This is a genomic window from Methylomonas sp. BW4-1 (assembly GCF_052474385.1).
Genome location: NZ_CP184125.1, coordinates 5,302,445 through 5,315,547 on the forward strand (window position 1 = coordinate 5,302,445; position 13,103 = coordinate 5,315,547).

Below are 13,103 nucleotides of genomic sequence, written 5' to 3' on the forward strand. Positions count from 1 at the left end.
CTGAATAGGCGGCGCCGGCGCTACCTGCCGGGCCTCCAAGTCAAGAATGTAAGCTAGTAAAAATAATCAGTCAAAATATTTTCGAGGCCAGTTTTTTGAGTATTAGAAATGTGTGTCGGCTTACTTTAACTACCAGTGCGGTGGGCATTGTGGAATTTGCGTACCACTGGCGCAGGCTGCGAACAGACCATTGTCGGGTTTGCGACAATTTGCCTTTGCGGTTGCGAGGTTGTCTTGTCGATAGTCTGCCAATCACACAGTAAAGCCCAAGGATTCCGCAGATTTAGCAGTTGGCAAGCGAATTGCTTAATCACTAGCAAAGGAGTAGCCAATCTGGTTGCTCAGTTTTAGACACCGGCAGTATGAGGCTTGGCGATGACTTCTGATCCCCGCACCATCATTATCGACGACACCACGCTCCGCGATGGCGAGCAGTCGGCCGGCGTGGTGTTCTCGTTGGAGGAAAAGTTGGCGATTGCCAAGCAGTTGTCCGCGCTGGGTGTGCCGGAGTTGGAGATTGGTATCCCGGCCATGGGTGTACAGGAACGCGACGAAATCAAAGCCATTGCTCAATTGAAATTGCCTAGCAATTTATTGGTATGGTCCAGGATGCGTGAAGAAGATTTGCAACACTGCCTGGGCTTGGGCGTCGGTACCGTGGATTTATCGATTTCCGCCTCCGATCAACATATTCAACATAAACTGAAACAAAGCCGGGCTTGGGTGTTGGCTACCATTGAGCGCTGTGTGAAAACCGCGGTCGATGCCGGTATGCGGGTTTGCGTCGGAGCCGAGGATGCGTCTCGCGCCGACAGCGACTTTCTGGCGCAAATGGCCGAGGCTGCGCAAAGCGCCGGCGCGATAAGAATTCGCTTTGCCGATACGGTCGGCATCATGGAACCGTTCGGCGTATTTGAAGCGATTCGCAAACTGCGCGTCGTCACCGACATGGACATCGAAATGCACGCCCACGACGATCTGGGCTTGGCCACCGCCAATACTCTGGCCGCCGCATATGCCGGCGCTACCCACGTCAATACCACAGTCAACGGCTTGGGCGAACGGGCCGGCAATGCCGCTTTGGAAGAAGTGGTGGTGGGGTTGAAGCAGTTGTACGGATTCGAAACCGGAGTGGACTTGCGCAACTTCCCCGCTTTGTCCCGTCAAGTGGCGACCGCGTCCGGCGACACGATAGGCAGCCGTAAAAGTTTGATTGGCCGCGACGTGTTTAGTCACGAAGCCGGTATCCACGTCGACGGTTTGCTGAAAGATCCCAACAATTATCAAGGCGTCGACCCTGCCTTGGTCGGTCGCAGCCACCAACTGGTGCTGGGCAAGCATTCCGGCAGTCAAGGCGTGATGCACGCCTACAAACAACTGGGCATCCAGATTAACCGCTGGCAGGCCGGGCGCCTGCTGCCGCTGATTCGCGAGTTTGTCAGTTTGCATAAACGCGCACCGCAATCGACCGATTTGAATCAATTTTTACACAGCCTATAGCGAGGTGTCAGATGAGTAGCAATCGTCAAAAACCAGCCGTGCCCAGCACCGCCAAAGTCGACGTACCACAGCAAACTGCGGCGCAGCACGAACTGCCTGATGACCGTTACCCCGGTTCGTTCTTCCGGGTGCCTGGCGTGCCGATGCCCGGCAAAACCACCTGGAGCTTGGCAAAATGATGTTCTTCTCGCCGTCGCGTCCTAGCGTTGCATCAGGACTCTGGCAAGACTGGCGCGACGATGTGGCTTGTGTGTTTGCCCGGGATCCGGCAGCACGCGGCTTACCGGAAGTATTGTTGGCTTACCCCGGCGTGCATGCGGTGTTGCTGCACCGAGTCACCCATCGCTTGTGGCACGCCGATTGGAAATTGACGGCGCGGTTATTGGCGGCCTTTGCCCGCTGGTTGACCAACGTCGATATTCATCCGGGCGCGACGATAGGCAAACGCTTTTTCATCGATCATGGCGCGGGCGTGGTGATCGGCGAAACCGCTGAGATCGGCAACGACGTGACGATGTATCACGGCGTGACGTTGGGCGGTACCACCTGGAACAAGGAAAAACGCCATCCGACGCTAGGCAATAACGTGTTGATCGGTGCGGGTGCCAAGATCCTCGGCGCGATCAATCTGGGCGATAACGTGCGCGTCGGTGCCAACTCGGTGGTGATCAAAGACGTGCCACCTTGCTGCACGGTCATCGGTATTCCCGGCCGAATTATCCAGCAGAAAGGTATAAAAATTCAGGATCCACGCGGTATCGACCTCGATCACCATTTAGTGCCGGACCCGGTGGGCAAAGCGCTGAGTTGCTTGGTGGATCGTTTGGACGAATTGGAAAACAATCAAAAACGCTTTGTGGTGGCGGAGGAGACCTGCGGCAGCTGCGAAGCGGAAGGTGTCTGCCACGGCGAAGACGTGGTGGTACTGAAGCAAGCAGCAGGTGGCAAGTGATGGAAATGGATCTGTTGCAATTCGACGCCAAGGACTTGTACTACGAGAAAGCCGACAGCCAGGAAGTGGAGGACTTGATCCAATACGCTTCCGAACTGTACGCCACCGGTGAAGCGGAGCTGCCGTTATTACAGGCGTATTTGCGGGCACCGGAATCCTTGAATGTGCTGGTGTCTTTGAATCGATTTTATTACTACCAGCATCGTTTACCGGAGGCGCTATTGATCTCCGAGAGAGCCTTGAGCCTGATCCGGCCCGGCATCGATTTTCCGGAAGATTGGCGGCAGCTGGAAAGAACGCATATCAGCGAGGCGCCAAAGGACTTGCTGACTCGGATCAGGCTATATCTGTTTACGTTGAAATCTATCGGCTTCTTGAATATGCGCTTGGAAAATCTGGAACTGAGCAAGGCGATTTTCGAAAAGTTGGTGTCCTTGGATGACAAAGACAGGATAGGCGCGCAGGGGCTTTTGGAGCTGGTTGTGCGTCGGCAAGAGGCGGCGGAAGGGATTTTTCGTATGCCGCAAGCTTTCGGGTAGGCATCGCCCAACAATTGGATGCCCACGATAAGTGATGTTTGTTGTTCCGCGCTATTAACCTAAAGGTGATCGCCATGATGAAAAAACAAAAATCCGATCCATTTTTGGCCCAAACAGCTGTGATGCTGGTGGTTTTATTAGTGGTGTACGCATTGGGAGAACAACCTGCCAATCTCGATCACCTGATGATGAGGTAATGACGATGAGTTTAGAAGAAGATATGGAAGAGCTGGAAGCTGCGGAAGACTTTCTGCGCTATTTCGAGCTGGAATACGATACGACCGTCGTCCACGTCAACCGGCTGCATATCCTACAGCGCTTCCACAATTATCTGAGTCAGGCCGGCGATAACATGCCGGAAGACGAAGATGCGCAACGGGAAGTCTACAAAAAGCTGTTGCAGCGTGCTTATAGCGACTTCGTGGACTCCGACGCACAGACCGAAAAAGTATTTAAGGTCTTTAAGATGATGGAACCGCAAACCGTGTTTGTTTCCCTAGCGGATATTAAAACATGATAGACGAACGTTACGACGAAGAGCGCTTCGAATTCGGCGAACGGGTCAGGCTGACGCGAAACGTTCGCAACGATGGCACCTATCCGGGAATGGATGTCGGCGACTTTTTGCTGCGCCGGGGCAGTGTCGGCAATGTCATCGAAGTCGGCACCTTTCTGCAAGACCAAGTGATTTACACCGTGCATTTTTTGGATGCGGGACGCATGGTAGGCTGCCGGGCCGAAGAATTGATCCCGGCCGATGCACCCTGGAATCCAAGCCGTTTCGAGTTTCGCGACCAGGTGGTGTGTACGATAGACATCCCCACCCAGGACGGTAATTACCCGGCCGGCACCCAAGGCGAAATCCTGAAAGTGTTGCGCGACAGCGATCCTTTGCTCTACCACGTGCGTTTTCCGGGTAAAACCATGCAGGTGCCGGAAAGTGTATTGGAGCCGGCGGATCCGGCCACCTTCAAAGAACCGGAGGCATAATGATGAGCCAGACGTCGATAGAGCCTTACACCCTGTTGCGCGCCGCCTTGAGCCTGTTCCAGAAAGCGCCGGCCGAATTGGAGCAACTGCAACTGCGCCAGGTGGAAGTGCAAGCCAAAAACGAATACGAAATCGAAGGCCGAGTCCTGAACTCCGCCGAAGCCACCGGCGTGGTGATTTCCGATACAGAGCTGGACCGCGCTTACAAGGAAGTGCGCGGCCGCTTTGAAGATGAAGACGCCTTTTTAGCGGCATTGAACGCCAACAGCCTGGATGTCGATATGCTGAAAGCGGCTCTGTATCGGCAGTGCAAAGTCGATGCGGTGATGGATAGAGTCGCCGCCCGCGCACCCAAGGTTAACGAGGTGGAAATCGGCATTTTCTACCACTCGCACCCGGAAAAATTCCATAAACCCGAGACGCGCCAGGCCAGACATATCTTGATCAGTATCAATCCGGATTACCCAGACAATACCCGCGAGGCGGCGTGGCGGCGGATTAACGAGATTCTCGGCACCTTGAAACGTAAGCCGCATAAATTTGCCGATTTGGCGCTGAAGCATTCGGAATGCCCGACGGCAGTGCAGGGCGGCGAAGTGGGCACAGTGGCCAAAGGCACCTTGTTTCCGGAACTGGATGCGGTATTGTTTAATTTGAAAGAAGACGCCATCAGTGATGTGGTGGAAACCGAGATGGGTTTTCATGTGATTCAATGCCTGAAAATCATCCCGGCCGAAACCATGTCGCTGAAAAAAGCGACACCGAAGATTCAGCAGATCATGCAGGATCGTTACCGCAGAAATTGCCAGCGCACGTGGCTGGCCAGTCTGCCCGCAGTCAACAGGAGTGCCTAACATGTTAAAAGAACCCAAACATTGTTCGTTTTGCGGTATCGAAGCGTCGGCGGCCGTGCCGATGATTGCCGGCACGGAAGGCTACATCTGCGAAGCCTGCGTGATGTTGGCCAGCCAGGTGGTATCCAGCTGGGGCAAGAAGAAAGAATTAGCCGATATGCAAGGCCCTTTGCCCAAGCCCGCCGAGATGAAAGCCATGCTCGATCAGTATGTGATCGGCCAGGATTTGGCCAAGGAAATTCTGTCGGTCGCGGTATACAACCACTACAAGCGCTTGAAAAACGTCAGCCGTAAAGTCGGCGGTTTGGGCGAGTCCGACGACAGTGTGGAAATCGGTAAATCCAATATTCTGATGATAGGCCCGTCCGGTACCGGCAAAACCTTGCTGGCTAGCACGCTGGCGAAAATCGTCGGTGTGCCGTTTGCGGTTGCTGACGCCACCACGCTGACCCAGGCCGGTTATGTCGGCGACGACGTGGAAAATATCCTGGTGCGCTTGCTGGATGTGGCCGACGGCCAGATCAGCAAAGCCGAATGGGGTATGGTATATATCGACGAAGTGGACAAAATTGCCCGCAGCCCGGAACAGGCTTTCGGTACCCGCGATGTGTCCGGCGAAGGCGTGCAGCAAGCCTTGTTGAGGCTGGTCGAGGGCTCGCATGTCAAGGTTCCTTCCAAGGGCCGGCGCAAGGATCACAGCGGTAATGATTCGGTCATGGTGGATACCAGCAATATTCTGTTCATAGCCGGCGGCGCGTTTCCGGGCCTGGAAAAACACGTGGAAAAACGCTTGCTGCCGCCGAAAACTGCTATCGGTTTTCATGCCGAAGTCAGCAACCCGGACGACAAACCGACGCTGGAAGCGATGCTGAATGCCACACAGCCGGACGATTTGAAACGCTTCGGCTTGATCCCGGAATTTATCGGCCGCTTCCCCGTGTTGGCGCCGTTAGAACCCTTGGATGTGGATGCCTTGATCCAAGTCTTGACCGAACCGAAGAACGCTTTGGTTAAACAATACCAACATCTGTTTGCCTTCGATGATGTGGAGCTGGAATTCACCCAGGATGCCTTGGTGGAAATCGCCGAAAAAGCCATCGCCCGCAACACCGGCGCCCGTGGTTTGCGCGGCATCATGGAGCACGTTTTGCGCCGCACCATGTTCGATTTACCTTCCAGGCCGGACGTCGAGCGCTGCATTGTGAATGCCGAGGTGATACGCGGCGAAGCGGAAATTGAAGTCGTGCCGCGCGACAAACCCACTGACGGTGACGATTTGAAACGGTTGTCGGGCGGGGAGTGAGTTTGGCGGCCGGGCTGTAAAAGCCGAAGCCCAGCCCTAGCATTGAAAAGTTTTAGTTAATCGAGAAATCTACTATGAGCGTTAAAGAAAAAATCTTGCAACAACTTGCCGAAAATCCGGTGATTATTTACATGAAGGGCGTGCCTAGCGCTCCGGAATGCGGGTTTTCCGCGAAGACTGTCGGCATCTTGAACGAAACCAAGATCCCTTACGCTTATGTCAACGTCTTGCAATCGCCGTTCATCCGCGAAAAGCTGCCGTCCATTTCCAAATGGCCCACTTTCCCGCAAGTGTTCATCAAAGGTGAACTGATCGGTGGCGCCGACATTGTCGAGGCCATGTACAAGGAGGGGACTTTGTTGCCGCTGTTGCAAGCTACCGTTCAGCCCGTCGAGAGTGCGGATGCCAGTCAAACCATTACCCATTCCGAAGTGGAAGCCTTGATTCTGGCTGCCTATCCGGGGGCGACCATCGGCATCGAAGGCGCTGGCTGCGATTTGAACATCACCGTGGTCAGCGAATTGTTCGCCGATCAACCCATGATCAAACAACATCAAGGCGTCATGGCTACATTGAGTGCGCCGCTGGCTTCTGGCCGTTTGCATGCCGTCACGCTAAAGACACATACGCCTGAAGCTTGGGCCGCTCAGCAACCGGCGGCAAATCCGGGCTTACTGCAAATTCAAATCTGATCTAGTTAACAAGGAGACAACACTATGGCAAAAGTAGGCATTTTTTTCGGTACCGATACCGGCAACACACGCAAAGTAGCCAAGACCATTGCGACGAAATTGGGCGATGCGGCCGACAAGCCGGTCAATATCAATAAAGCCTCCGTGGACGATTTGTTGGCCTACGATGTCTTGATCGTCGGTTCGCCGACTTACGGCGAGGGCGAACTGCCGGGCATGAGTGCCGGACACGATAACGAGAGCTGGGAAGAATTTCTGCCCACGTTGGCGGGCGCCGATTTCTCCGGCAAAACCGTGGCGATCTACGGTTTGGGCGACCAGGAAGGTTATCCCGGCAATTTCGTCGATGCCTTAGGCTTTTTATATGACGCCTTTGCCGACGCCGGTGCCACTATCGTCGGTATGACCAGCAGCGAAGGTTACACTTTTAAAAAATCCAAAGCCTTGCTGGGCGACCAATTTGTCGGTTTGGCGTTAGACGAAGACAACCAGAAAGAACTCAGCGAAGGCCGGCTCAGCGCTTGGCTGGATTCAATTTCCTCCGCCTGGGCTTGATAGGCGAACCATGATCGAAGAAGCGGCCATCGTTACCCGCGTTAGCGATGGCCGTACCTGGATCAAAAGTCTGCAAAGCAATGCCTGCAGCGGCTGTTTGCAACAACAATCCTGCGGCACGGCGACACTGGCAAAAGTGCTCCCCAAGCGCGAATTTCCAGTCGATTGCGACATAAACCTGCAAGCTGGCGACCACGTGATGGTGGCGATAGACGATGGTCAACTGCTGCTCACGTCGCTGTTACTCTATCTGGTGCCGTTGATTTTTATGCTGATCGGGGTGGGCTTGGCCGAAGCCTGGCTACCCGCTCCGTATAACACGGATTACTTGCCCGAAGTGGCGTTAAGCACATTGCTGACCGGCTTTTGGTTGATAAACCGCTGTCAAAATCTGCTACTGCTCCATCTTTGTTTTAAGCCGCAAATCGTCAAGAAACTGGGTAGCGATTGATTTTTCGCTGGTTGACGCACTGGTTGTGTAAAGTCAGTCCGCTTCCGTTTGCTTGCGCTACGCCGGCAGACAAAGCTGCCATGTCGGTTTCAGGCGTGTAAACATTTCCATTCCTTTGAGCTCGTGTTGCAAGATTTGCCAACGGGCCAGATCAAACGAATCCCGATACAAACACGCAACCCAATCCGCCAGTCGCACGGCGGCATAGGTTTCTCCATTGTTGCTGTCGCAGGCGGTAAGGCCGGCGCTGTGTTGGTAGCCTGTGATAACGCTAGCCGCATCGTAGCCCCAGCGATGCAACGCCAGCGCCGCCAGGCCTGCATGAAAGGTCGTCTCCTCGGGCAGACTCGATTCGGCAGCCAAGGCCACAGGGTTAAGCGCCGCCGGCAGCTCGGAAAAATGCATGTCGGCAAATAAGGTTTGCACGTGCGCGGCAAGCTCGGGGGTATTTGCCGCATGCCAGAAATTGAAAACCAGGCTTTGCCGTGGCTGAATAGCCTCCGTAACGCCATGGTATGAATCGGCATGTAGCAAAAAGCCGAAGGCTTTGTTGTATTCCGGATTGACACGAAAAACCGCGTCACTCTCCTGCGAGGCGAATAGTTCCAGCACCCCGCCATGCTTGGGTTGCCATTGCTTATTCAGTTGCACAACCAGCCGGGCAATCTCATAACCCACCAGCGGCCGGTCACTGTGCATGCCAATCACTTGTCCAGGCAGCATGCGTTGGGCCGTGACTAACAGACGATTCGTCAGTGGCAATCCGGTAATCTCGCGCATTCTAGCCAGCACTTCGGTTTGAAATGCCGCTGGAATGTGCTCGGTAACGTCTCTAAGCGAGCACCGGTAAAACACCCCATCCCGATGCTGCCACTCGGCATCCAGCAAAAATAAACGCTCAAGCGCCGCGCACTGCTCCCTAGAAAATGCGGAATTGTCGTAAAAAAACGGGAACGGGCTATCGTGGTGGATGGGCTGTGAGAGCAACAGCTAAGCTCCTATTAGAATCAAATTGAGAGGTAGCAATACAACTACAACTGATCATTCCCGCGATTACGCTTCGCTAATCGCGGCTAAAAGGGGTGGCTGAGTCGCTAGCTACACTGTGATCTTTTTACATTATTGCTTCGGATACACCTGTACCCACTCGATGCGTGGGCCGTTCATTTCCTTGACGACGATTTCAAAATCGTTGAAAGCGATGCGCTCGCCGGCTTCGGGGATGTCGCGCAATTGCGCCAGAATCATGCCGCCCACCGAGTCGACATCGTCCAGATCCAGTTCTTCGTTTTCCACGTCGATGCCCAGAATCCGTTCCAGGGAGAAAATCGGCAAGCTGCCTTTGCCCAGCAAACTGCCGTCGTCCTGACGGGTCCAGTCGCTTTCGGTTTTCCGAAATTCGTCGCGAATTTCACCGACCATGGCCGACAGCAAATTGTCCAAGGTGATAAAGCCGTGCGGCTTGTGGCCTTTCTGGCCGATGACGGCAAAGTGCGGTGAGCCTTGGGTAAAGCGCCGGAATAACTCCAGTGCCGGCATATGCGCGGAGATATGTTGAATCGGCCGTAAATAGGGTTCCAAATCGTCGATTTGCTGGCCGTTTTGTTGCGCCAGGAATAAGTCCTTCAAGTGGATCACCCCCAACACGTCGATGCCGTTGCCATCGAAATACGGGTAGCGGCTGAAGCAGCTTTTATACACCGTATCCAGCATTTGTTGTTGAGATTGCCCTTGGTACAGTGCGGTGATTTCGTGGATAGGCCGCATTAAATCGGATACTTCCAACTTGCCGAAATCCAGGGCCTTGGCCAGTACATTGCATTCGTCGCTGGTCAGGTTTTCACCAGCCCGGCTGGAGCGCAAAATCAGTTTCAATTCCTCGTTGGAATAATGGCTGTCTTGATTGTGGCTGTTGCTCAGGCCGGCTATGCGTAGCACCAGATTGGCGCTGCCGTTTAACAACCAAATCGCCGGATACATCAACCAATACATCGCATACAGCGGTCCGGCGCTCCATAAGCCTATGCCTTCCGGATTACGGATTGCCAGCGATTTGGGCGCTTGTTCGCCCACCACGATATGCAGAAAGGAGATGGTGCAAAACGCAAAGCCAAACGAGATGTTGTGGATGATTTCGGGAGAGGTGATTTCGGCTTTGGCAAACAGCGGAACTAATAGGTCGGCAAAAGCCGGTTCGCCGATCCAGCCCAAACCCAGGGAGGCGAGGGTAATGCCGAGCTGGCAAGCGGATAAGTAGGCATCGAGTTGCCTGTGTACTTTGGCGAGTATCCTGCCTCGCCAACCTTCGGTTTGTTCAATGGCTTTAATCCGGGTTTGTCGCAATTTAACCAAACTGAACTCGACTGCGACAAAGAAGCCGTTGAGACATACCAGCAGCAAGGCGCAGGCGACCAGGACAAGATTACTCATAGATAACGCATTGATTACAGCGGAAACAGCATTATACCGGTAATCCGGGTCTTTGCTTGTTACGTGATGCTGCTCAGCTCAGATCGCGCTTAATCGGGCGGGCCGGGCAGGCGTTCGACATTGGCGGCCATATGGCTCGGATACAGCGCCGGGCCGAATTGGGTAAAAATGGCCACATCCGCCGCATCGTGGCCGTAAGCGACGATGACCCGACCGCCGCAAGGTTCGGCTTGAGTGGGATCGAAGGTGTACCAGCGCCCATCCACATAAGCCTCGAACCAGGCGTGAAAATCCATGGGCTGCAAACCGTATAAATAACCGACCACCATTCGCGCCGGAATGCATAAAGCCCGGCACAGGGCGATGCCCAAATGCGCCAGTTCGCGGCAGACGCCTTCGCCGGCCAGATTGGTTTCAACCGCCGAGAGCTGGAAATGCGGCGAATCAGGATTGAAGCGGATATTCTCGCGCAGCCAGCGGTGCACGGTGGCGACTTGGTCATAGCCCGGGATGGCGTCGGCGACGATGTCCTGGGCCAGGTCGATAAACCGGTCGGATTCGCAATAGCGGGTGGGTGTCAAATAGGTCAGCACACTATCCGGCAAATGTTGCACTTCGGTGAACGGTGCGCCGGGGCAGACGTCGATGTGCTCATGGGTGTGAATATCGGCGCTGGTGCGCACGGCAAACTCGCCGGGTGGGGCAATCAGGCGCTGGCAGAGATTGCCGTAGTAGTCGGTAAACTCAAAAACCGGCACCGTCGGTGTCAATGTATACGACTCCCGCGCCACCCATTGATTTGCGCCGCTACGCGGCCGCAGCATCAAAATAAAAGGGGTGTCGATGCTGACATCGAAGGTTATTTCGCAACTCGTGCGCAGCCACATATGAGGGTCCTGGTGTTGATTATCGAAAAATCAGCGTTGATGGCAAGCGCAGCCCGTTAGATGCCGATACCAACCGCTTGAGCCACTTGGTCTTGCGGGTTAAATCTTGGCTTTGCCTGAGCGGAGAGGCCAGAACGGGATCGACAGCACCAGTATACACAGCAACCACGCGACGAGTTGCTGATTGTAAAACGTATACCCCAGCGCGACCGGCAAACCTTCACTAAAGCTGGGATGCGCTTGGATGAAATCGTAGGCCGCCATAAACTCGTGGGTCTCGCCGATCACTACCGCCAAGGTGCCGGCGCTTAAAAAATAGGCCAGCAAGCGGTCGCGTGGCGTTTGCGAATCCCCGCCGGACAGGCTGTCAAAGCGCAGCATCTGCCGGTAAAAGCGCCGCTGGGCCAGGCATAGGCACACGATCAACCCGCAGACGCCGAGGGCCGGAATCGCGAATTGTTCGACGGGAAAGCTTAGATACCGGCCGTTGAACGCCAGACTGTAAGTTTTATACAGCGCCAGAATCCCGAAAAATAAATAGGCGCTCCACAAGTGATGGGCCAAGGTCGGCGCTGCGGATTGCTCGGCTAAAATCGCATAACTGCGTTGCAGCAACAAAGTACTCAACACACCGTTGGCGGCGATAATCAAGAGGGTGTAAGCCTGTTGCCAAATGCTATAGCTGGTGAACCACGCAAAACTTGCCAGCGTGACCAGACAAACGCTAAATACTTGGGCCAGCGTCAAAAAGACCAACTGGCGCGGCCAAGGCAACTGGGCCAATTTTTTAAAATAGACCGCAACCAGCACCAGCCACAACCCCGTCGCCCAGGCAAAATGCGCTAGCCAGTCCGGATTTTCGTAAACCGGGCCGGTCAGCGGAAACACCGGTTCGCGGTCGATAGTCAGCAATCCCCAATTGGCGCCGACCACGCCTTCGTTATGGCTCTTCCAAGGTTGGTTGAAGGCTTCGACGATGTTGTAATCCAAACCGTGCCGGTTAACGACTTCGATTAGGCTACGGATGAAGCGCGTTTCATTTACCACGCTGGGGACGGCTTGCCCGCGTTGCCGGCCGGCGGCCGGCCAGCCGGATTCGCCGATCAGAATCGGTTTGTTCAGGCCCATACTGTGAGCTTTGTCTTGAATTTGCTGAACGATTTTCTCGACATGCCCGGCCGCGTCTTCAATCGCCACCGGCTCGTCTTCCCAGTAGGGCAGAATATGCACGGTGATGAAATCCACTTCCTGCATCAGTTGCGGATATTTTAAGTAAATAGACCAGACATCCGCATACGACACCGGCTGCTTCACCGCCTGTTTAACCTGGCGGATATAGCCAATCAGCGTGTCTACATCCATATCCTTGCGTAGCAGGACTTCGTTACCGACCAGGACCCGTTTCACCACGTCCGGATTGGCATTGACAGCTTCGATCAGCGCAGCGATTTCCTTTTTGTTACTGGCATGACCATCGCCCAGCCAGCCGCCTTGAATCATCTCCACACCGTGTTTGCGCGCAAATTCGGGCGTAGGCTGCATACCGCCGAGTATCGAGTAGGTACGGATGGTATGGGTTTTATCGGCAATCAAGCCCAGGTCGGCATCGATGTGCTCCGGCAACGGAAATTTTTCTTCGATCGGACTAAACCCCTCCCGGTAAGGGGCAAACGACAAACTGCGCAATTTCCCCGACGGTACGTCAATGCCGGCGTCTTGCGGGCGATTCAGACCCCAGGCGATAGCGCCGTGAACGGCAAGGATGAACATGAGGCAGAACAACAGATGGGTGGTGCGCATGACAGGGGGATGGTTAAGCTGAGTGAATAAATATGTGGGATTGCCGGGATTATACAGTCTTGGCGCGCGCTAAAAATCAAAGTCGCTGAGTCTGGCGGCGATTCTCGATAAAACTATGTTATCTGCCGGTTATGCCGCAGGTTATTTGCC

The 13,103-nt window shown here is 54.5% G+C and carries 16 protein-coding genes; 12 read left to right on the forward strand and 4 right to left on the reverse strand.

What is annotated here, in order from left to right; translation table 11 throughout:
* The first annotated feature begins 375 nt into the window (after positions 1-375).
* From nifV to ACH5Y9_RS24785, 12 genes are all read left to right on the forward strand, one after another.
* Positions 376-1,500 (forward strand): homocitrate synthase, encoded by a 1,125-nt coding sequence (nifV, locus tag ACH5Y9_RS24730; protein WP_445367952.1) that lies wholly within the window; start codon positions 376-378, stop codon positions 1,498-1,500.
* An 11-nt stretch (positions 1,501-1,511) separates the two neighbouring features.
* Positions 1,512-1,679: a hypothetical protein gene (locus ACH5Y9_RS24735; RefSeq protein WP_165385990.1), complete on the forward strand. Its 168-nt coding sequence runs from the start codon at positions 1,512-1,514 to the stop codon at positions 1,677-1,679.
* Positions 1,679-2,452, forward strand: a complete 774-nt coding sequence (gene cysE, locus ACH5Y9_RS24740) for a serine O-acetyltransferase (RefSeq protein WP_445369925.1) — start codon at positions 1,679-1,681, stop codon at positions 2,450-2,452. The genes ACH5Y9_RS24735 and cysE overlap by 1 nt, the downstream gene beginning before the upstream one ends.
* Positions 2,452-2,991 carry a hypothetical protein gene (locus ACH5Y9_RS24745; RefSeq protein WP_445367953.1) on the forward strand — a complete coding sequence of 180 codons (540 nt, stop codon included), beginning with the start codon at positions 2,452-2,454 and terminating at the stop codon, positions 2,989-2,991. Before cysE ends, ACH5Y9_RS24745 begins: the two co-directional genes overlap by 1 nt.
* 74 nt (positions 2,992-3,065) lie before the next feature.
* Positions 3,066-3,188, forward strand: coding sequence for a hypothetical protein (locus ACH5Y9_RS24750; RefSeq protein WP_256438917.1), 123 nt, complete (start codon positions 3,066-3,068; stop codon positions 3,186-3,188).
* A gap of 5 nt (positions 3,189-3,193) precedes the next feature.
* A complete protein-coding gene (gene nifW / locus ACH5Y9_RS24755; RefSeq protein WP_033159105.1) occupies positions 3,194-3,508 on the forward strand; it encodes a nitrogenase-stabilizing/protective protein NifW in 315 nt (104 codons plus the stop codon).
* The gene (locus ACH5Y9_RS24760; RefSeq protein ID WP_033159092.1) at positions 3,505-3,981 is read left to right on the forward strand and encodes a nitrogen fixation protein NifZ; all 477 of its coding nucleotides are present in this window, start codon (positions 3,505-3,507) and stop codon (positions 3,979-3,981) included. The genes nifW and ACH5Y9_RS24760 overlap by 4 nt, the downstream gene beginning before the upstream one ends.
* Positions 3,981-4,835 (forward strand): nitrogen fixation protein NifM, encoded by an 855-nt coding sequence (gene nifM / locus ACH5Y9_RS24765; protein ID WP_033159091.1) that lies wholly within the window; start codon positions 3,981-3,983, stop codon positions 4,833-4,835. The genes ACH5Y9_RS24760 and nifM overlap by 1 nt, the downstream gene beginning before the upstream one ends.
* Position 4,836: 1 nt before the next feature.
* The gene (clpX, locus tag ACH5Y9_RS24770) at positions 4,837-6,138 is read left to right on the forward strand and encodes an ATP-dependent Clp protease ATP-binding subunit ClpX (RefSeq protein ID WP_101054171.1); all 1,302 of its coding nucleotides are present in this window, start codon (positions 4,837-4,839) and stop codon (positions 6,136-6,138) included.
* Between the two features lie 74 nt (positions 6,139-6,212).
* Entirely contained in the window at positions 6,213-6,830 is a 618-nt protein-coding gene (gene grxD, locus ACH5Y9_RS24775) for a Grx4 family monothiol glutaredoxin (protein ID WP_205451328.1), read from the forward strand.
* A gap of 24 nt (positions 6,831-6,854) precedes the next feature.
* Positions 6,855-7,385, forward strand: coding sequence for a flavodoxin (locus ACH5Y9_RS24780; protein ID WP_020483339.1), 531 nt, complete (start codon positions 6,855-6,857; stop codon positions 7,383-7,385).
* Positions 7,386-7,395: 10 nt separating this feature from the next.
* The gene (locus tag ACH5Y9_RS24785) at positions 7,396-7,836 is read left to right on the forward strand and encodes a SoxR reducing system RseC family protein (protein ID WP_205451327.1); all 441 of its coding nucleotides are present in this window, start codon (positions 7,396-7,398) and stop codon (positions 7,834-7,836) included.
* Positions 7,837-7,893: 57 nt separating this feature from the next.
* On the opposite strand, the gene ACH5Y9_RS24790 is transcribed toward ACH5Y9_RS24785, so the two are convergent.
* From ACH5Y9_RS24790 to ACH5Y9_RS24805, 4 genes are all read right to left on the reverse strand, one after another.
* Complete coding sequence (locus tag ACH5Y9_RS24790; RefSeq protein ID WP_445367954.1) at positions 7,894-8,823, reverse strand: 2OG-Fe(II) oxygenase; 930 nt, start codon at positions 8,821-8,823, stop codon at positions 7,894-7,896.
* Between the two features lie 132 nt (positions 8,824-8,955).
* Complete coding sequence (locus ACH5Y9_RS24795; protein ID WP_033159087.1) at positions 8,956-10,266, reverse strand: hemolysin family protein; 1,311 nt, start codon at positions 10,264-10,266, stop codon at positions 8,956-8,958.
* 89 nt (positions 10,267-10,355) lie between these two features.
* On the reverse strand, positions 10,356-11,153 hold the full coding sequence (locus ACH5Y9_RS24800; RefSeq protein WP_101054162.1) for a transglutaminase domain-containing protein: 798 nt from the start codon (positions 11,151-11,153) through the stop codon (positions 10,356-10,358).
* Between the two features lie 99 nt (positions 11,154-11,252).
* Positions 11,253-12,953, reverse strand: coding sequence for a glycoside hydrolase family 17 protein (locus ACH5Y9_RS24805; RefSeq protein WP_445367955.1), 1,701 nt, complete (start codon positions 12,951-12,953; stop codon positions 11,253-11,255).
* Between the last annotated feature and the right edge of the window lie 150 nt (positions 12,954-13,103).